Origin of the sequence: Bradyrhizobium sp. (assembly GCF_027307225.1) — a bacterium.
Lineage (GTDB): Bacteria > Pseudomonadota > Alphaproteobacteria > Rhizobiales > Xanthobacteraceae > Bradyrhizobium.
Window position 1 is genome coordinate 1 of sequence record NZ_DAHUXJ010000108.1, and the last position, 20406, is coordinate 20406.

The 20406-nt window shown below is 62.3% G+C and carries 15 protein-coding genes and 1 pseudogene; 4 read left to right on the forward strand and 12 right to left on the reverse strand.

Going from position 1 to position 20406, the window contains the following annotated elements:
• The 4 genes from fdhF to M6D32_RS19190 form a co-directional block, all read left to right on the forward strand.
• Nucleotides 1-2792 (forward strand): formate dehydrogenase subunit alpha (gene fdhF, locus M6D32_RS19175; RefSeq protein ID WP_298259089.1); only part of this gene is annotated, 2792 nt, incomplete at its 5' end.
• Between the two features lie 3 nt (nucleotides 2793-2795).
• A complete protein-coding gene (gene fdhD / locus M6D32_RS19180; protein ID WP_298259091.1) occupies nucleotides 2796-3623 on the forward strand; it encodes a formate dehydrogenase accessory sulfurtransferase FdhD in 828 nt (275 codons plus the stop codon).
• Nucleotides 3613-3846 carry a formate dehydrogenase subunit delta gene (locus tag M6D32_RS19185; protein WP_298259093.1) on the forward strand — a complete coding sequence of 78 codons (234 nt, stop codon included), beginning with the start codon at nucleotides 3613-3615 and terminating at the stop codon, nucleotides 3844-3846. The genes fdhD and M6D32_RS19185 overlap by 11 nt, the downstream gene beginning before the upstream one ends.
• Nucleotides 3847-3989: 143 nt before the next feature.
• Nucleotides 3990-4961 carry a LysR family transcriptional regulator gene (locus M6D32_RS19190; RefSeq protein WP_298259095.1) on the forward strand — a complete coding sequence of 324 codons (972 nt, stop codon included), beginning with the start codon at nucleotides 3990-3992 and terminating at the stop codon, nucleotides 4959-4961.
• Between the two features lie 252 nt (nucleotides 4962-5213).
• Here the strand turns inward: M6D32_RS19190 and M6D32_RS19195 are convergent, their stop codons facing one another.
• From M6D32_RS19195 to M6D32_RS19250, 12 genes and pseudogenes are all read right to left on the reverse strand, one after another.
• Nucleotides 5214-5678, reverse strand: a complete 465-nt coding sequence (locus M6D32_RS19195; RefSeq protein ID WP_298259097.1) for a hypothetical protein — start codon at nucleotides 5676-5678, stop codon at nucleotides 5214-5216.
• Nucleotides 5679-5789: 111 nt separating this feature from the next.
• Nucleotides 5790-6572: a type 1 glutamine amidotransferase domain-containing protein gene (locus M6D32_RS19200; RefSeq protein ID WP_298259099.1), complete on the reverse strand. Its 783-nt coding sequence runs from the start codon at nucleotides 6570-6572 to the stop codon at nucleotides 5790-5792.
• A 164-nt stretch (nucleotides 6573-6736) separates the two neighbouring features.
• Complete coding sequence (locus M6D32_RS19205) at nucleotides 6737-6931, reverse strand: hypothetical protein (protein WP_298259101.1); 195 nt, start codon at nucleotides 6929-6931, stop codon at nucleotides 6737-6739.
• 5 nt (nucleotides 6932-6936) lie between these two features.
• The gene (locus tag M6D32_RS19210; protein ID WP_298259103.1) at nucleotides 6937-9909 is read right to left on the reverse strand and encodes a bifunctional [glutamine synthetase] adenylyltransferase/[glutamine synthetase]-adenylyl-L-tyrosine phosphorylase; all 2973 of its coding nucleotides are present in this window, start codon (nucleotides 9907-9909) and stop codon (nucleotides 6937-6939) included.
• A 226-nt stretch (nucleotides 9910-10135) separates the two neighbouring features.
• Nucleotides 10136-11602 (reverse strand): ATP-binding protein, encoded by a 1467-nt coding sequence (locus tag M6D32_RS19215; RefSeq protein WP_298259105.1) that lies wholly within the window; start codon nucleotides 11600-11602, stop codon nucleotides 10136-10138.
• On the reverse strand, nucleotides 11586-12266 hold the full coding sequence (locus tag M6D32_RS19220; RefSeq protein ID WP_298259167.1) for a response regulator transcription factor: 681 nt from the start codon (nucleotides 12264-12266) through the stop codon (nucleotides 11586-11588). Before M6D32_RS19220 ends, M6D32_RS19215 begins: the two co-directional genes overlap by 17 nt.
• A gap of 448 nt (nucleotides 12267-12714) precedes the next feature.
• Complete coding sequence (locus tag M6D32_RS19225) at nucleotides 12715-14298, reverse strand: Do family serine endopeptidase (RefSeq protein ID WP_298259107.1); 1584 nt, start codon at nucleotides 14296-14298, stop codon at nucleotides 12715-12717.
• A 176-nt stretch (nucleotides 14299-14474) separates the two neighbouring features.
• Complete coding sequence (locus M6D32_RS19230) at nucleotides 14475-14960, reverse strand: cytochrome c-type biogenesis protein (protein WP_298259110.1); 486 nt, start codon at nucleotides 14958-14960, stop codon at nucleotides 14475-14477.
• Between the two features lie 4 nt (nucleotides 14961-14964).
• Nucleotides 14965-16947, reverse strand: coding sequence for a heme lyase CcmF/NrfE family subunit (locus M6D32_RS19235; RefSeq protein ID WP_298259112.1), 1983 nt, complete (start codon nucleotides 16945-16947; stop codon nucleotides 14965-14967).
• Between the two features lie 65 nt (nucleotides 16948-17012).
• Nucleotides 17013-17450, reverse strand: a pseudogene (ccmE, locus tag M6D32_RS19240) (cytochrome c maturation protein CcmE); the annotation flags it as partial.
• A gap of 43 nt (nucleotides 17451-17493) precedes the next feature.
• A complete protein-coding gene (gene ccmI, locus M6D32_RS19245) occupies nucleotides 17494-18597 on the reverse strand; it encodes a c-type cytochrome biogenesis protein CcmI (protein WP_298259115.1) in 1104 nt (367 codons plus the stop codon).
• A 358-nt stretch (nucleotides 18598-18955) separates the two neighbouring features.
• Nucleotides 18956-20356: a hypothetical protein gene (locus tag M6D32_RS19250; protein ID WP_298259117.1), complete on the reverse strand. Its 1401-nt coding sequence runs from the start codon at nucleotides 20354-20356 to the stop codon at nucleotides 18956-18958.
• Nucleotides 20357-20406: the final 50 nt, after the last annotated feature.

Below are 20406 nucleotides of genomic sequence, written 5' to 3' on the forward strand. Positions count from 1 at the left end.
CGGTGCCCGAGGGCACCTCCATCATGCACGCCGCGATGGAGGCTGGCATCAAGGTACCGAAACTCTGCGCCACCGACACTCTGAACAGCTTCGGCAGTTGCCGCCTCTGCCTGGTGGAGATTGAGGGTCGTCCCGGCACCCCTGCCTCTTGCACCACGTTGGCCGCCCCCGGCATGAAGGTGCACACCGCCGGCGAAAAGGTCCGGCGCATCCGCCGCGGCGTGATGGAGCTTTACATCTCCGACCACCCGCTCGACTGCCTGACCTGCGCCGCCAACGGCGATTGCGAATTGGAGGACATGGCCGGCGCGGTCGGCTTGCGCGACGTGCGCTACGGCTATGAGGGCGAGAACCACGTTTTCGCCAAGACCAACGGCGAGGCCAATGCGGCGTGGATGCCGAAGGACGAGTCCAATCCGTATTTCACCTATGACCCTTCCAAGTGCATCGTCTGCTCGCGCTGCGTTCGCGCCTGTGAGGAAGTTCAGGGCACCTTCGCACTGACGATCTCGGGCCGCGGCTTCGACAGCCGCGTCTCGCCCGGCATGAACGAAAGCTTCCTCGGCTCCGAATGCGTGTCGTGTGGCGCCTGCGTGCAGGCTTGCCCGACCGCGACGCTTACCGAAAAGTCGGTGATCGAGATCGGCCAGCCCGAGCACTCGGTAGTCACGACTTGCGCCTACTGCGGCGTCGGCTGCGCCTTCAAGGCGGAGATGCGAGGCGAGGAAGTCGTCCGCATGGTACCGTACAAGGATGGCAAGGCCAACCGCGGGCACTCCTGCGTCAAGGGCCGCTTCGCCTGGGGCTACGCGACCCACAAGGAGCGTATCCTCAATCCGATGATCCGCGAGAAGATCACCGATCCCTGGCGTGAAGTGTCGTGGGATGAAGCTTTCAACTTCGCCGCTGCCAGGTTCAAGGCCATTCAGCAAAAGTACGGCCGCGACGCCGTTGGTGGCATCACTTCCTCGCGCTGCACCAACGAAGAAACCTACCTGGTGCAGAAGCTGATCCGTGCCGGCTTCGGCAACAACAACGTCGATACCTGTGCTCGTGTCTGCCATTCGCCGACCGGCTACGGCCTCTCGGCGACCTTCGGCACCTCGGCCGGCACCCAGGACTTCGACTCGGTCGAGGACACCGACGTCGTCATCATGGTCGGCGCCAACCCGACCGATGCGCATCCGGTGTTCGGCTCTCGCCTGAAGAAGCGCTTGCGCCAGGGCGCCAAGCTGATCGTGATCGATCCCCGCCGCATCGAATTGGTGCGCTCGGCTCACATCAAGGCGAAGCATCATCTTCCGTTGATGCCCGGGACCAACGTCGCCGTGCTGACAGCGCTCGCCCATGTCATCGTCACTGAGGGCCTCGCCAACGAAGCCTTCATTCGCGAGCGTTGCGACTGGAGCGAATACGAGGACTGGGCAGCCTTCGTTTCCCTGCCGCAGAACAGCCCCGAAGCCATCGCGATCGCCAGCGGCGTCGATCCGAAGGAGTTGCGCGCGGCGGCCCGGCTGTTCGCGACCGGCGGCAACGGCTCGATCTATTACGGATTGGGCGTCACCGAGCACAGCCAGGGAACGACGGCCGTGATTGCCATCGCCAACCTTGCGATGGTGACCGGCAATATCGGCCGTCCCGGCGTCGGCGTGAACCCGCTGCGCGGGCAAAACAACGTGCAGGGCTCCTGCGACATGGGCTCGTTCCCGCACGAGTTGCCCGGTTACCGCCATATCGCGGGCGACGCGGTGCGCCACCAATTCGAGGAGGCGTGGAACGTCAAGCTCAATCCGGAACCGGGCCTGCGCATTCCCAACATGTTCGATGCTGCAATCGACGGCAGCTTCATGGGCCTTTACGTGCAGGGCGAGGACATTCTGCAATCCGACCCCAACACCACCCACACCGTTGCGGCACTTTCAGCCATGGAGTGCGTTATCGTCCACGATCTTTTCCTGAACGAGACCGCGAACTACGCCCATGTCTTCCTGCCCGGTTCGACCTTCCTCGAGAAGGACGGCACGTTCATCAACGCAGAGCGGCGAATCCAGCTCGTTCGCAAGGTAATGACGCCGCGCAACGGCCTGGCCGACTGGGAGGTAACCATCCAGCTCGGCAAGGCGATGGGCTTTGAAATGAACTACAACCATCCGTCCGAAATCATGGACGAGATTGCGGCGTTGACGCCGACCTTCGCCGGCGTTTCGTTTGCCAGGATCGAAGAACTCGGCTCGATTCAGTGGCCCTGCAATGAAAAGGCGCCCGAGGGCACCCCGATCATGCACATGGGTACTTTCGTGCGTGGCAAGGGCAAGTTCATCAGGACCGAATATGTCGCGACCGACGAACGCACCGGCCCGCGCTATCCGCTGCTGCTCACGACGGGACGCATCCTCAGCCAGTACAATGTCGGCGCGCAGACGCGACGCACCGAAAACGTCGTCTGGCACGAAGAAGACCGGCTCGAGATCCATCCCCACGATGCCGAGCAGCGCGGCGTACGCGATGGCGACTGGGTCCGGCTCGCCAGCCGCGCCGGCGAAACCACCCTGCGCGCGCTGATCACCGATCGCGTTGCGCCGGGCGTGGTCTACACCACCTTCCACCACCCGGACACGCAGGCCAACGTCATCACGACCGACTTCTCCGACTGGGCCACCAACTGTCCCGAGTACAAGGTCACGGCGGTGCAGATATCTCCCTCCAACGGGCCGTCGGATTGGCAAAAGGCCTATGACGAACAGGCCCGCAATTCACGGCGCATTGCGCCCGTGGTGGAAGCCGCGGAGTAAACCTTGCGCGATCCGGTTGGTACCGTCGACCGTCTGGTGTGGCGAGATTCTCGCCTCACCGACGGCACGCGCGCGATTCCGGAAGAGACGGCGCTGGCGCTGACCTATAACGGCGGCACCTACGCCGTCATGATGGGGACGCCGCAGAACCTGACGGATTTTGCCGTCGGCTTCAGCCTCAGCGAAGGGATCGTTCAAGCGCCTGAAGAAATCGCTTCGCTGGAGATTGTCGATGTCGGCGATGGCATCGAATTGCGGATGTGGCTATCGGAAGAGAAAGCCGCCCACCTCAGTGAGCGGCGGCGCCATATCGCCGGACCGACCGGCTGTGGGCTTTGCGGAATCGATTCAATCGCGGAAGCCGTGCGTCCGTCCCCCGTAGTCGGCACGGCGCGCTCGTTTTCCCCGCGCGAGATCATGACGGCGATAGCTGGCGTTTCACCGTTGCAGCCGATCAACATGGAAACCCGCGCGGTCCACGCGGCCGCGTTCTGGACACCCGCGGCCGGCATCGTTGCACTGCGCGAAGACGTCGGCCGTCACAACGCACTCGACAAGCTCGCCGGCGCACTGGCGCAAGCCGATGTTCCCACGAGCGAAGGCATGGTGCTCCTGACCAGCCGCGTCTCGGTCGAAATGGTTCAGAAGACGGCGGCCCTCGGCGCATCCGTGATGGTGGCCGTTTCAGCGCCGACGGCGCTTGCCGTCAGGATGGCGGACCAGGCCGGCATCACGCTTGTCGCCGTCGCCCGCTCCGACGGCTTCGAAATTTTCACCCATCCTGATCGCATCCTCTCGGCGATCGCGCAAGGAACGGCTCATGTCGCATAACCATAGCAACCTGGTCTATATGGCCAATCAGATCGGCAAGTTTTTTCAGAGCCAGGGACACGACAAGGAAGTCGCCGGCGTCGCCGACCATATCCGCAAGTTCTGGGATCCCCGGATGCGCAGGGCGATTTTCGCGCATCTCGATGGCGGTGGCGCGGGACTCGACCCGAACGTGATCGAGGCGCTCAGGTCGTTGCAGGCTGCGAGTGCAAAGACGGCCTGATACGACCTGCGACCGTGGGGTCGAAAGATGTTCAATCCGGCGCTGACCTGTCCCGATGACACGACGTAACCTCGGCGTGAGTTACCTTGATGCGCGCTAAGAGATAAAAATCCGGTGGGTCATCGGCATCAGCTCTTGTGACGATGGTCGCAGCTCACTATTGTCAAGCGCGATATCATTTCCTCTTCATTGAGATGACTGATCTCCGACTATTCGATCTCAACCTCCTGATCGCCTTTGATGCGTTGATCGTCGAACGGAACGTTACGCGCGCGGCAGAACGCGTCGGCATCGGACAGCCGGCAATGAGCTACGCCCTGTCGCGTTTGCGTGAGCTCTTTGCGGACGACCTCTTTGTTCGGGCCTCCGGCATCATGCAACCGACGACGCGCGCCCTGGAGCTTGCTCCGTCGATTGCACGGGTTATCGCCGACATCCGCAACAACGTTCTGTCGGACCGCGCATTCGATCCCGGCAAAACCGAAATGACTTTTCGATTCGGCGCGGCTGATCATCGGGAGGTCGCAGTTCTGCCAAAGATGTTGGAAGTCTTGCGCAGGCTTGCCCCCCAGTCGCGCCTGGTCGTTCGTCGAGCAGACGGCGACAATCTGTCGACGATGCTCGAGAGCGGCGCGATCGATCTGGCCATGGGTTATTTCCCCGATGCGAGGAGCCCGCTGCAATCCGAGGTCTTGTTTCACGAAGAATTCGTCTGCGTATTTGACGCCAAAGCTTGCGACGTGTCAGCGCCTCTGTCGCTTGAGGATTATCTTGACTTGCCACACATCGTCATGTCCCTTCGCGGCGAACCCGGTGGGATTGCCGATCCAGTTCTCGCCGGCATGGGCAAGCGCCGCTTCGTCTTCATGGTAACGCCGCATTTCTTGGCGGTGCCCTATCTGCTGCATGGCTTTCGCGCCTTGGCCGCCATGCCTCGTCATTTTGCAGAGCATTGCCAGCGCGTTGTGAGCTTAGCGGTTAGTCCACTGCCGATAAAGACCGAAGGCTACGACGTCTCGATTTATTGGCACGCGCGAACCGACACAGACCCGGCGCATCGATGGTTCCGCAACCTGGTCCGAGAAGCCATGCGGCCGGCATCCGCTTCCTCCTAGTGGATTTGACATTCGCTACCCATCTGGCCGAGAACTCGCGAAACGCGAATGCCAAATCCTAAACTCCACCGGACACATCTATTTTCTAGTGGTCCTTTGATTCTAACATTCGCAAAAGTGCCCGCTGAGAAGGGATGCGAATGTTAGGCTCGGACCACCAGAACGTCCCTCCAGGAACGCACCCAGCCCGCGACGATCTGGATCATGCCTATCCGGTTTAGACACACAGCCCTAGACGTTGTGGTCGAAGCCTCAATAAATAGTGGTGCAGTCGAGCGCTTGCGTTTGCAGCGCTGTCACCAATTCAGCGACGTTGGCGACGAAACCCTGTCCAAGCCGGTACATCGGTTCCGGCTCGAATTTGTCCTGCGAGAGCATGAAGATGGTTCGCTTGCCTTGGCCCGCCGCGTATCCTGCTTCAAGATGCGCGCTGCGACCGCAGGGAAGCACCAGCACGCACGTATCACACCAATGCAGCGCATCCCGGTCGAATCCACGATCAGCGGGCGGCCGGCGAAACTTGTGAACGTATTGCCGAATCGTCCAGTTCATCCAATCCGGATCGATCTCGCGCCAAGAAAACCCTTGGTCCCCCGGCGCTGGATTGCGAAAGTCATAGACTTCATGTCCAGCGTCGCGGAGGGCCTTCACTACAGCGGGCTGCTCGCTATTGCGCCACGACGAAGCAACATAAATTTTTCGACTGTTAGTCAACATCAAGCGGTCCTCAGTGTTTGCGTGCGTTAACCGGATAAGCATGATCTGGATGGCTCGAAGGCCCGCTCACCTTGGCTCCTCCTCGTGGGTCTGAGCCCCAACAGATTGCGCCTATCCACCCAGCGCCTCGACGACCAGCCTGCCGACCTCGCGGCCGGAGAACTGCTGCTGACCAGTTATCAGATTGCCGTCGCGGACGGCATAGCCGCGCCAGAGGCCGCCCTGCGTAAAGATCCCGCCGAGTTTCTTGACCTCGTCTTCGATACGCCAAGGCATGATGTGCTCGCCGCGTGGCAGCGCGCCCATCTCCCAGGTCTTCGCATCTGCGTCATCCTCTTCCATATTGGAGAACCCTGTGAATATCTTGCCGCGTACAAGCGGCGTTCCATCCTTCAGTTTGGCATAGCGCAAGAGTGCCGTGCCGTGACAGAGGGCAGCCGTCACCTTGCCTGCCTCATAGAAGGCGACGAACTTCTCATGCAGATCCCTTGCCTGCTCGAAGGTGAACATCGGACCCTGGCCGCCGGCCACCACGATCGCATCGAATCTGTCAAGCTCGATCTCCCGCGCAGGGCGTGTCTCCTCAACGAGCCGCGCATATTCCGGCGTGTGGATGAAGCCCATCGATATCAAGTCGCCGGCGGACCAGCGGCTCTCGTCCCGAGGATCGCTCATTGGGTCGGCCTCGCAACGTCCTCCGTTCGGACTGAACACCTCGATCTCGTAGCCGCGCTCGACGAATAAATGAAACGTGTGAGTTAGCTCGCTCCACCAGAAGCCGACCGGCCATCCCGTGCTGCTGGACGTCGCCGCGTTCGAGATGACGGTCGCAATCCGCTTCGGCTGATGCGGGTCGACCGGATTAACGTCTTCGTGGCCAAGCTTCTCGCCCATTGTGATGCTCCTCCTGTTTAATAATGCACCAATCAGGTCACACTGACGTTACGGTCAGCAGCCGGGGTCGCGGATGATCACCTCAAGCTTGCGGATGATCACCTCAAGTCTAGGAGGCACACGCTGAGCAGCGCAAATCGGTTGTATCGATTGGAAGTATTGGTTCAGTCGATTTGGACCGGCGACTTCGGAAGCACGGCAGCATTCGCCTTGGCCGCCATGCGCGAGTGCTGTTGGAATTCTTCGTTTCCATTCTCGTCGCGGCGCCGTATCCAGGCAAAGCCCGGGCGGGCTGCGCCTTGTCCGGCCTCGCGCGCCGCGATCGAGCAGTTGATCTGCCGTGCCGCAATCCCCAGCACGAAAATCAGGTTCGCTCCTCGACCAAAGCCTGGAAGACGCGGCGCACTTCAGCTTGCATCTCCTTGACCCGCGCCTGGAGCGAGGAGAAGTCCGGCGCATCGCCGGCACGCGCCATGATCTGCAGGAGATCCTCGCCGGCGGTCTCCGGCTTGAATCCCTCGGTGACGCAGAGCCGCAGGATTTGCGTCAGGTCGTGATAGAGCAGTGCCGCCGAACGCAATGTTTCCGCTGACGCCGCCGGCAGCACGCCGAGCCGGGCGGCATTGTCGAGCACACGCAGCGTATTAACGTCGAGAATATCGGGTTTGTCGGCCGCGTGCACGAGTTGCAGATATTGGGCGATGAAGTCGATATCGACGAGGCCTCCCGCGACGAGCTTCAGATCCCAGAGATCGCTCTCGCCCTTTTCGAGCGCAATGGCGCGGCGCATATCGGCCACGTCCACGGCAATGCCTGCGGGCTCACGCGGCCTAGTCAGGACCGCACGAATGATTGCCTCGATCCTGCCGCGAAAATCCGCCGATGCCGAGATCACGCGCGCGCGGGTCAGCGCCATGTGCTCCCAGGTCCAGGCTTCCTTGTCCTGATAATCGGCGAAGGCATCGACATGGGAGGCGACAGGGCCTGCACGGCCCGACGGCCGCAACCGCATGTCGATGTCGTAAAGCACGCCATAGTTCGTGCGGGTGGTGAAGGCGCTGATCAGACGCTGGGTGAAGCGCGCAAAATATTGCCCGCCATGCAGCGACCTGGCGCCGTCGGAATCCGGATGATCCGGATCAAAGTCATAGAGCAGGATGAGATCGAGATCGGAAGCCGCGGTCATCTCGCGGCTGCCTAGCCTGCCCATCGCCAGGATCGCCGTCTCCTGTCCCTTGATGCGGCCGTATTGATTGGCGAACTGCTCGCTGACCAGGCCATGCACGGTGTGAACGATGCCCTCGGCGACGTCGGCGAAGGCGATGCCCGCCTGCTGGGCGGAAACGGTACCGGACAGAATCCGCGTGCCGATCAGGAACAGGCTTTCCCGGCCGAACAGCCGAAGCCGGTCCAGGAACTCCTCGTAGGAGCTGGCATCCTTCAGCGTTGCCGCCAGACGCGCCGACAACTCGCTCCGGTCCGGCATGGCGCCGAAGAAGCGTGGGTCAATCAGGCCGTCCATGATTTGCGGCTGCCGCGCCAGCATGTCGCCGAGCCGAGGCGCCGCGCCCAGGATCAATGCGACCAGCGCCACGAGGTCGCGGTTCTGACTGAGCAAAACGAACAGCCTGCCGCCGCGTTGCAGAGCTTGAAGAAAGCCGTCGAAGACGACGATTGCATTGTCGGGATCTTCCGCATTGGCAAGCCCCTCGATCAGCGAGGGAAGAAACTCGACAAAGGAATGGCGGGTCGCCTCGATGCGGAACACGCGATAGTCGCCCTCAAGCCAATGCCGCACGGTCCCGGCCACCGCGACCGGCTTCTTGAATCCGAGCGACGCAAGACGATCGATCAGGCCTGGATCGCCGGGCCCGGCCGCATAATCCACGTCCGGCAATTTGGCGGTCCCTGCGGGGTCGCCTTCGAACAGCTTGGCGTAATGCCCTTGCACCGTGGTGAGATGCTTGAGCAGGTCGCTCGCAAACGCGGCACGGCTCTCATAGCCGAAAAACCGGGCAAATTGCTCGACCGCGTCTGGATCATCGGGCAGTGCGTGGGTCTGCTCGTCGGCCACCATTTGCAGCCGGTGTTCGACACGGCGCAGGTATTCGTAGGCCGAGGCGAGCTGGTCGCGCGCTTCGGAAGTGATCCAGTTACCTGACGCCAGGCGGTCGAGCGCTTCGAGCGTCGGCCGCACCCGCAACTCCGGATGCCTGCCGCCGGTGATCAACTGCTGGGTTTGTGCGAAGAATTCGATTTCGCGAATGCCGCCGCGGCCGATCTTCACGTTATGGCCTTCGACCGCGATCTCGCTCTGGCCGCGATAGGTCTGCATCTGCCGCTTCATGTCGTGCACATCGGCAAGGGCAGCGAAATCCAGATGCTTGCGCCAGACGAACGGCGCAAGCTCCGCCATCAGCGCTTCGCCTGCCTTAAGGTCACCGGCGCAGGGCCGCGCCTTGATCAGGGCGGCGCGCTCCCAAGTGCGGCCTTCGCGCTCGTAGTAGTGCAACGCCGAGGCCGTCGAGATCGCGAGCGGCGTCGAGGCCGGATCGGGCCGCAGCCGCAAATCGACCCGGAAGACGTAGCCCTCGCCGCTCCGCTGCTGCAACATCCGCGACAGACCCTGCGCCATGCGGACAAAAAACGGCTGCGGCTCGATGTCGGGCGCAAGCGACGATGCTTCAGCGTCGTAAAAAACGATCAGGTCGATGTCGCTGGAAAAATTCAATTCGCCGGCGCCCATCTTGCCCATCGCCAGCACGACCAGGCCGCATCCCTCCTCCGGCCGATCCGGATTCGGCGGCCGCATCCTTCCGCGCGCACTCTCCTGCCGCAACAGGAACTGCAATGCAGATTGCACCGAAGTGACCGCAAGGTCGGTCAGCGCGTGAGTAACCTGCATGACCGGCCACACGCCACCGATATCACACAGCGAAATCAACAGCGCGGCTTCGGCCTTCACGCGGCGAAGCACTTGCATCGCCTCGGCTTCGCTCGACGCCGCCCACACATGTTGGCGGGCGTCCTCGATCAGCCGGGCAAAATGCCGATCGGGCTCGCCTTGCAAGACCCTGAGCGTGCGCGCTGCATCGGACCGGGTCAGTTCGAAAAGATAGGGCGATGCCTCGGCGATGCCTGCAATAATTTGCCTGGCATGGAGGTAACGCGCGAACAACTCCTGAAGCGGAGCAGCCTGGAGAGGAGCGACATCTGCCAGCCAGTCGGAAAGCCGCAGCGCCGCCTTGTCGGGATCCATGAGGTGTGGTGCGCTGACAAAACCTGCTGCAAGCGGCGTGGACTCGACATCCGCATCACGGCTTCCGCGAAAAGGCATGGCGAATGTCGATCCGGAAAGAACAAAATGGCAGCCGCGCACGCGGAACTAGTGCGGCGAACTTGAAGTTCCTATCAGTTTCGCTGCAAGCTCGTTATAGGAACTTCAAATAGAACGACGCACTAGAAACCGACAGCAACTAGAGCTCCTCTGATTCCGAAGTTCGCATCAGAGGTTGCTGCGATCGCTTTGCGAACTTCGGAATCGGAGCTCTAGCCGCGTCGATTCACGCAGCTTTCTGTGACACATCCTGCGTTTGAGCCGCAAGCCTGTCACTGGACAAGGCGGGAATAGCGAGTGTGGCAATAAGTCCCGGATGGGCGTCGTCGAGCCGGAGATCGCCGCCATGCAGGGTTGCGACGGCGGACGCAAGGCTCAGTCCAAGGCCGGAACCAGGCTGCGTTCGACTAGCCTCCAGGCGGACGAATCTCTCGATCGCGTGCTTGCGGTCCCCCACCGGAATACCAGGCCCACGATCGGTGACGCTGATCAGAATTCGATCGCCTGCGCGTTTGGCTTCAATCAGGATCGTCTTCTGATCCGCGTCGCTGGACGCACCGGCGGTGAGCGGCTGAACTGCAAGATCGGGTTTGCCATACTTGATGGCGTTTTCAACCAGGTTGGCCAGCGCTTGGCCGATCAATTCGCGATTGCCGTGCAACGGCGCCGGTTCGACTTTCACGCGCAGCATCATGCCGTCGTCTTCGGCCAACGGCTCATAGAGTTCGTGGATGCCGCGCGCCACATCGGCGGCGTCGAAGTCATCCATGTTGCCACGCGCCTGCCCGGATTCGGCGCGGGCAATCATCAGAAGCGCATTGAAGGTCCGAATCAGGCCGTCGGATTCCTCGATGGTGCGCTCCAGCGCGGAACGGTACTCGGTCTCGGTTCGGGCTTTCGCCAGCGCCTCCTCGGCGCGGTTGCGCAGACGCGTCAGCGGCGTTTTCAGGTCGTGGGCAATGTTGTCGGAGACTTCCTTCAAGCCGGTCATCAGCGCTTCGATGCGCTCGAGCATCGCGTTGAGGTTCAGGGCAAGACGATCCAGTTCGTCGCCGCTTCGTCCGACCGGAAGACGCCCGCTGAGGTCGCCAGCCATGATGCGCTGGGTCGTACCGGTCATGGCGTCGATCCGATGCAGCACCCGCCGCGCGACGAAAATGCCGCCACCAAGGCCGAGCACTACGACGATCAGCAGCGACCATTGGGCTGCCTTGGCGACGATGCCGAACAACCGCCGCCGCTCCTCGAGATCGCGTCCGATCAAGAGCCTGAAGCCCCCCGAAAGCTCGGTGACCCGCACCAGCGCGAAATGATCGGTGGAATCCTGATCGTCTAGCCGCCGGTACGCCGTCTCCGACCATCCCGTCGTGGCCATGACGCCTGGCGCGAGCGACCCGACATTGCCCGCAATGGCCTGCCCAGCCGGCGTCGTCACGAGATAGAGATTGGCGCCGGGGCGCAAGGCGCGATTTTCGATGGTGAGAACAAGGCCCCGCAAGCCGCGACGGCCGAAAATGCTACTGACTTCGCCGGTTTCCGCGTTCACGGTCGCAGTGATCTGCTCGGTGATCAGATGGCGCGTGTTCCAGGCGAAAAAGGCGAGCAGCGACGCGGCGAACAGCGCGAACAGAAACAGATAGACCAGCGTCAAACGAAACGCCGTCGTTCGGACCAGCTTACCGAAGGCCGTCACGGATCATGTATCCCGCGCCGCGAATGGTATGAAGCAGCGGGCGCTCAAAGCCCTTGTCGATCTTGGAGCGCAGCCGCGAAATATGCACGTCAATGACGTTGGTCTGCGGATCGAAGTGATAATCCCAGACATTTTCCAGAAGCATCGTACGGGTCACGACCTGGCCTGCATGCTTCATCAGGTATTCGAGAAGCCGGAACTCACGCGGCTGCAACGTCAGCTCTTCCTTGCCGCGCATCACCCGGTGCGAGAGCCGGTCGAGTTCGAGGTCACCGACGCGGTATGTTGTGTCCTCGGCTGGCCCGCCGCGGCGGCGCGACAGCACCTCGATCCGGGCGAGCAACTCGGCGAACGAATAGGGCTTTGGCAAATAGTCGTCGCCTCCGGCCCGCAGGCCCTTGATGCGGTCGTCGACCTGTCCGAGCGCAGAGAGGATGAGAACGGGAGTACGGTTGCCCTTCTCGCGCAGCGCGCCAATTAGCGACAGGCCGTCGCGCTTGGGCAGCATCCGGTCGACCACGAGCACGTCGTAATCGCCGCCCTCGGCAAGCGCGAGCCCTTCCTCGCCATCGCCGGCCAGATCGGCCACATAGCCGACTTCGCGAAACGCCTTGACCAGGTAGTCGGCGGATTCGCGGTCGTCTTCAATAATCAAAAGTCGCATTTGGGTGTCGGTTGCGATCGCGGTCACGGGCGGGTTTCCATCACCATGGCGCGACCGAGGTCCTCATGCAAGGCGAACGGGCGCGCCCATAGTGGAGTGGATTTGACATTCGCTACCCGTCTGGCCGCAAGCTCGCAAAGCGAATGTCAAATCCTAAACTCCACTATAATCCTATATTTGCTAGTGGTCCTTTGATTCTAACATTCGCAAAAGTGCCTGCCGAGAAGGAATGCGAATGTTAGAATCGGACCACTAGAGCCAATCAAAGGCAAAAAAAGCGGGCGGTGAAGCTGGGGGGACCTCACCGCCCTTTAACCTCCCGACGGAGGGGGGCGTTTTCCACCGGAAGGTAGTCAAGGGAGCAGGCTCACGACCCGCCCCCAAGGAAAGCCCCGCCGGCGGGGGCGATTATGCCGACGGTACCCTCCATCTCATCGCGCACCGTGCGTTAGCCCTTGGCCAGCGGCACCGCGACAAAGCGCGAAGATCCGCCGCTTTTGACCCGCATCAGGACGCTATTCTTGTTGTCGTTACGCGCGGCGGTGATGGCCTCCCGCACGTCTCCGACATTGGTGACATTCTTTCCGGCAACTTCCAGAATCACGTCGCCCTCCTTGAAACCACGCTCCGCCGCCGCGCTCTTCGGATCGACATCGGTAACCACGACGCCCTCCTTGCCGGCGCCGGCAACGCTATTGGCCGGTGCAAGGGTCAAACCAAGCTTCGGCACATCTGTTCCATGGGCAGTACCGCCCTTGTCGCCGTTATCCGTGTCGGCTTTCGCTTCCAGCGTATTCGGCAGTTGACCCAGGGTCAGGTCGATGGATTTGTCCGCACCCTTGTGCAATACGCTGAGCTTGACGGCGGTGCCGGGTGCGAGACCGCCAATGGTGCGCGCCAGTTCGCGTGCGTCCTTGACCGTTTCGCCGTTCACTGCGGTGATCACGTCGCCGGATTCGATGCCGGCCTTCACCGCCGGACCGTTGGCCTGCGGCTCCGCAACCAACGCACCTTCCGCCTTCTTCATGCCGAGGCTCTCGGCAATATCAGGCGTGACCGGCTGAATTTGCACGCCGATCCAGCCACGGCTCACCGAACCCTTGTCCTTGAGCTGCGCAACCACGCTTTTCACCGTGGCAGACGGAATCGAGAACGCAATGCCGACGCTGCCGCCGGACGGCGAATAGATCGCGGTATTGACGCCGATCACCTCTCCCTCGGTATTGAAGGCCGGACCGCCGGAGTTGCCCTTGTTCACGGGCGCGTCGATCTGAATGAAATCGTCATACGGACCGTTGCCGATGTCGCGGCCATTGGCCGAAACGATGCCGGCCGTCACGGTACCGCCGAGACCGAACGGATTGCCGACCGCCAGAACCCAGTCGCCGATCCGCGGCTTGGCGTCAGACAGTTTGGCGAACGGGAAATTCGATCCGCCCTCAACCTTGATCAGCGCGAGGTCGGTCCGCGCGTCGGTTCCAATCACCTTTGCCTTGTAGCTCTTGCCGTCATCGGTCGTCACTTCGACCTTGTCGGCGCCATCGACCACGTGGTTGTTGGTCACGGCGTAGCCATCGGCCGAAATGAAGAAGCCGGAACCCTGGCCGGTCACGGCGCCATGGCCGTGCGGAATGGCGCGCAACCCGGGCGGGAGGTCCCCTCCGCCGAAGCGACGGAAAAAGCGCTCCATCGGAGATCCCGGCTGAAGCGGCGAGTCGTCGTCGCTGTCGTTCTTGGACACCTTCTCGTTGATGTTGACCTTCACTGAAATCACAGAAGGCTTCACGCGCTCGACAATGTCGGCAAAACCAACCGGCTGCGCGACCTTCTTCACCTCATTGTTGACCTGCGCGTGGGCAGCGGTGCTGAAGATATCGACCGGACCAGAAGACGATCCAAACCCGTAAACGGCAACGCCGAGGCCGGCGACGACCGAAGCCATCAGCGCGAACTTGCGTGCCGATAACAACCGGCGGCGGGGCATCCGGTAAGACGGAAGTGAGGAAAGATCGACGATGTGGCGGTCGGTCATAAAAGCTTCTCCAGATGGCCTATATCGAGTTGCGCCGGGGCGGGTACCTGCAGGCTCAAACATGGGGATTTACGCCTTACAACGCGCTGGCGGAGGAATTAAACTTTGGTAATGAACTGCCCGGAATATGCGGCGGATTACCGCAGGCGGGACCGCTCTGCCCGCAGCCTCCGGCGCTATTTTTCGGAAGCCGGTTCCGCGGCGATCAGCCGGTCGAGCCGGGCCTCTTCGTCAGGCGTCAGACGCGAAGCCGCAGCTTCCTGATCCGACGCCCGGGCACGGCGGCGGCTTTGTACCCACAGCGTCATACCGCCAGCCGAGAGCGCCAGCGGCGTCAAAAACCACAACAGCCAGGTGTGCGAGTTGAGCCTGGGCTTCAGCAGCACGAATTCGCCATAGCGCGCGACCAGAAAATCCAGCACCTGCGCGTCGCTGTCGCCAGCCGCGATCCGCTCGCGAACGAGCAGCCGCAGGTCCCGCGCCAGCGGCGCCTCGGAATCGTCGATCGACTGGTTCTGGCACACCATGCAGCGCAGCTCGCGCGACAGGCCCCGCGCCCGCGCCTCCTTCGCCGGATCCGCCATCATCTCGTCGGGCAGCACGGCATGCGCCGCGGTCGCCGCCATTACCACAAACGCCAATGCGAGGACCGTGCGTTTCAAAACATCACTCCGCCGCCTGCAATCCGCGATAGGACTTTGCCGGCTTCGGCGCGCCGACGCGCAGGCGCCGATCCGACAGCGAAAGCACGCCACCGAGCGCCATCAGCACCGGGCCGAACCAGATCAGGAGCACGAGCGGCTTGTGATAGATGCGGACGGCAACGGAGCCGTCGGGAGCGATGTCGCCCAGTGAAATGTAAAGCTGGCTGGCTCCGCGGGAAAGCAGGGCTGCTTCGGTCGTGGTGGCGCTGCGTGTGGTGAAATTGCGTTTCGATGGCAGCATGGTGGCGATCACGCGGCCGCCGACCAGCACGCTGAACTTCGCGGCCATCTCGCGGTAGTTCGGACCCTGCCGCGGCGTCACGCTTTCGAGCTTGAGGCCGTAGCCCGCGATGTTGGTGACATCGCCGGGCTTCATCGTGCGGATATTTTCGCTGTTCCAGGACGTCTCGCAGACGATTCCGATCAGCGCAATGCCGACGCCGGCGTGCGCAAGCATCGTGCCCCAGGCCGAGCGCGGCAGTCCGCGCGCCCTTCCCGCCGCAATGCCAAGCGGCAGCCGAAACAGGCCGATGCGTTCGACGATATCGACGAGGGCGCCGACGATCACGAACAGCGCAAGCCCGACCGCGAGCGGCGCCAGCGTGCTGCCACCAAACGTCCAGGCCATCACCAGAGCCAACCCGATCAACGCGACAACGCCAGCCACCGTCAACCGTTGCGCGGCGCCAAGCAGATCACCGCGCTTCCAGGCGAGCAGCGGTCCAAACGGCAAGGCGATCAACAGCGGAACGAACAGCGGCCCGAAGGTCAGGTTGAAGAACGGCGCACCGACCGAGATTTTCTCGCCCGTCATCACTTCCAGCGCGAGCGGATAAAGCGTCCCGACAAAGACGGTCGCGCAGGCGGTGGTCAGCAGGAGATTGTTGAGAACGAGCGCGCCCTCCCGCGAGATTGGCGCGAACAGGCCGCCCTGCTTCAGCGAAGAGGCGCGAAAAACATAGAGCGAGAGGCTGCCGCCGATAAAGACGCAAAGGATCAGCAGGATGAAGACGCCGCGCCGCGGATCGTTGGCAAAGGCATGCACCGATGTCAGCACGCCGGAGCGAACCAGGAAGGTACCAAGCAGCGACAGCGAGAAGGCCAGAATCGACAGCAGGATGGTCCAGACCTTGAGCGCGTTGCGCTTCTCCATCACGACCAGCGAATGCAACAGCGCCGTGCCGGCGAGCCACGGCATCAGCGAGGCGTTCTCGACCGGATCCCAGAACCACCAGCCGCCCCAGCCGAGCGAGTAATAGGCCCAGTAAGAGCCCATCGCGATGCCGGTGGTGAGGAATATCCAGGCGATCAGCGTCCACGGCCGCACCCAGCGCGCCCATGCCGCGTCGATCCGGCCCTCGATCAGCGCCGCGATCGCAAAGGAAAACGAGATCGAGAACCCGACATAGCCGAGATAAAGCATCGGCGGATGCACTGCCAGACCGATATCCTGCAAGACGGGATTGAGATCGCGACCTTCCATCGGAGGGTTGGCAATCCGCAGGAATGGATTGGAGGTCAAAAGGATGAAAAGATAGAAGGCGCTCGCAATCCACGCCTGCACCGCCAGCACATGGGCGCGAAGCGATATCGGCAGGTTGTTGCCGAATATGGCAACGAGGCCGCCGAACAGCGCCAGGATCGACACCCATAGCAGCATCGAGCCTTCGTGGTTACCCCACACGCCGGTGATCTTGTAGAGCAGCGGCTTCATTGAGTGCGAATTCTCGACCACGTTGACGACGGAAAAATCCGAGGAAACGTGCAGCGTCACCAAAGCGGCAAACGAGGCCGCCACAAACAGCAACTGAGCGATCGCCGTCGAGCGCGCGACATTCATCAGCGCAACGTCGCGCCAGCGCGCACCCAGAATCGGCACGGTCGACTGAATCAGCGCCAGCCCAAGAGCCAGCACCAGCGCGTAATGTCCGCTTTCGGCGATCACCGGGCCGCCTCCTTGCCGCCTGCCGCCGCACTGCCAGGCGCGGCATTGTTAACTTTATATGCCGCGCCATATTCGTCCTTCCAATGCCCCTGCTTCTTCAGGGCATCGGCGACATCCTTGGGCATGTAGTTTTCGTCGTGCTTGGCGAGGACGGTGTCGGCCTTGAATACGCCGGATGCGTCGAGCGCGCCTTCGGCGACAACGCCCTGCCCCTCGCGAAACAGGTCGGGCAAAATTCCCTGATAGGAAACCGGCAGCTCGTTGCTTCCGTCGCCGACCTCGAACTTGACCTTCAGATTGTCACCACGCACCAGCGAACCCGGCTGCACGAGGCCGCCGAGCCGAAAACGCTTGCCCGGCGGAATATGCTTTTCCGCCGCCATCTTCGGCGTCGAGAAAAACACGATCGAGTCGCGCATCGCATTCAGCACCAGGGCCGCGGCGACCCCGAGCACGGCGAGCGAGCCGCCAATAATTATCAAACGCCGCTGCTTGCGCGTCATTGATTGCCTCTTCTGCGCCGCCGCGCCATGCCGCTTGTCGCGCTCATCCATCGAGCCCCAAATTCTTCAGGCCCTCGTTGAGCTGCTGTAGCCGCTCGGGATCCCTGGCCACCGCTTGCCGCGCATCTGACGAGGCTGCCTTGGCCTTGTCGGCGTCGCCCAACACCATATAGGCGCGGACCAGCCGCAACCACCCCTCGACGTCATCACCGTTCTGTTTCAGCCGGGTGGCGAGGCGCTCGACCATGCTGTGGATCATGGCGCTACGGTCCGTCTCGCTCATGTCTTTCGCCGCGGCCACAGCTTCCCTGGAAGGCCCCTGAACCGGCGAGCCTCCCACCCGCGCGAGCGCCGTCTGAACCAGCGAGCGCCAGGGCGCATTCGGTGGCGCTTTCTCGAGCATGGTGCGCCAGATCGTTGCCGCGTCGGCTGAGCGGCCGTCTTGCTCAGCCGCCAGTCCCAGGAAGTAGTTTGCTTTCACCTCCTCGGCGCTCAATGCGACCGCGCGCTCGAACTCGGTTTTGGCCTCTGCCGTGACGACCCCGTTTGCGGCCGCGACCAGGGCTTCGCCAAGATCGGCACGCCGCTCGGAGCTTTCGCCATTGTAGGTGATCGAATTGCGGAAGGCGCGAACGGCATCGTCCATGCGCCCAAGCCTGGCATAGACCGGCGCAATCACGCTCCAGCCCCGGCCATCCGTCGGGTTTTTCTCCAGGTGTTGCTCGACCTGCGCGATGAGGTTGCCCAGCGATTGCGTTCCGTCGGGCGTTCGGCTGCGCTGGGCCAGCGGAAAGTCGGGCAGACCGGGCGAACCAAGCACGCCGTAAAGCCCAATCGCGACCACCGGCAAGCCAACGAGTGCAATGATCGCCGCCAGTCGCCGCAGCCGGAGATTGGCGCCCGAGGGCGGCTCCCGCGGGTTGTCGGCTGCCGCCAGCAAGCGGCGGCTGATCTCGACGCGCGCGAGAGCCGCTTCCGGCGGGTTGATGAGACCCGTGGAAGCGTCGCGGTCGATCTCGCTGAGCTGATCGCGGTAGACTACCGTTTCGCTGCCATCGGCTTGCGCGCGGCTGCCGCGGCCGAGCGGCCACAGCACGGCAAAAATCGCCGCTGCCGTCATCAGCGCGAACACAAACCACAGCGTCATCTAGTGTCCCGGTTCTGACATTCGTATCCTGTCGCAGCGCCCACTTTTACGAATGTCAGAACCAAAGGGACACTAGCAACCATGTGATTTCAGTGTGGCTTTGGTTCAGAAGTCCGCATAACCAACCCGCGGCACGAGCGATGCGGATTTCTGAACCGCCATACTGGCGGGTTCCGGTGAAACGGCGCACTCAAAACGGCGCCTTACGATCGCTTTACACCACAGGCGTAAAGGGCAGGCAATTAGCAATTATCAATTTGAAGAGATGGACTTAATATATTGGAATATTTCACGAAAAACTGATCTTCGAACCCCGGAATCTCGCTATTTCGCAGGGATCCGCCGCCGAGCTTGGCGACTATCCCGTGCGGGAGGATTTGCGCTCACCGGTGACGGCGTTTTCCGCAGACCGGCTCATCAGCGCCGCATAATCGGCACCGAACAGCACGTCACAAAAACGAATGGCCGCCGCGACCTGCATCTGGCGATAGGCCCGCCCCTTGCCATCGCTGCCGCGGAGCGATTGCACCAGCGCTTCGGTCGACTGTTCGACATAGTGCTGGAGATCCGAATAGGTCCGCATCGTGACTTCGTTGATCGCCAGTTCGCTCGCATAGGTGCGGCACACCGCGACGAACTCGATCAACGCCCTTGTTTCGTCCACGTCGCCTGAGTTGATCGCGGCTCCCACCGCGATGTCCTTGTCGGTGCGCTGGCGCAACAGCCGCCTGACCCGACCGGGCACACTATCGATTTCCGATTGCAGCGCGCTGGAAATGTCGGAGCGGATCGCCGCCAACTGCCTTCCCCAGGCGGAATCGTTGCGGAGATCGAGTTCAGTCCTCAAGCCGCGCACGCCGTCATGAAGGGTCTTCAAATGCTCGGCGACCTCGCCGAAGCGGCTACGCCTGATGTCGGCCCGCAACGTCGCCGCAAGGCGCGACAGGTCGTGCAGAGCGATCGTCACGGCAATACCGTAGGGAGTCGAGGCGACCCGCATTTCGTCATCGGAAGACGCCGTGCGTGTTGCCAGACGGATGATCTGCCATGGCTCGGCCAAGCGCTGGATGACCATCGACAACGCGAAGGGCAGCAACTGGGGGCTCTGCAGGGAAGGAACATTGAGCGCGGACAGGACCGAGGAAACCTGAATGTCGTTGAATATCCGCAGGTAGCTGGGAAGCCGGCTGTTCAGCGTTTCGAACGCCTCGCGCGCCTGCAGGACAAAAGCAATCGACGGCAGATCCTCGACCACGTCGGTCGGACCAATTCGAGACAGAGTACGCCGGTTGTCGACGCCGGGTTCGGGCGTCGCGGCGGCATGCATCGCCTCTACAGCTGCGAGTTGAAGCTTTCGCGAGACAGCCTCGATCTCGGGGGTCGTTCCACTATCCGGACCGCGGGCGAGCGCCGCTTCGAATTCGCCAGCGAGCGCAGGCGTCGCTTCGCGTGCCAGCCATTGCCACACGGGCAGCAGCGACGAGCGGCGGATCTGGCCCGAACGTGGCGCCGCATTGCCATCGACCAGGAACGGCTCCAGCGAATGGAACAGAATTCGGTCCGGATTGTCCGTACGCGGGCGCGCATCGTCGTTGCCGCCGCGCACGATCTTGCGCAGTTCTTCAAGCACGAGGTTGGCGACCGAAGCGTCCTCGCCGCGTTCGATGGCGCGCTCGAATTCCCGCATCAACAACGCCTGCGCCCCGGGCGAAAGCCGGGCCAGATAGTCTCGCAGCCGTTCGGTTGGTGTCTGGCTCATGCGCTCGGGCAGCAAGCTTGAGTGCGCGGACGGCAACAGGACGTCCGCAG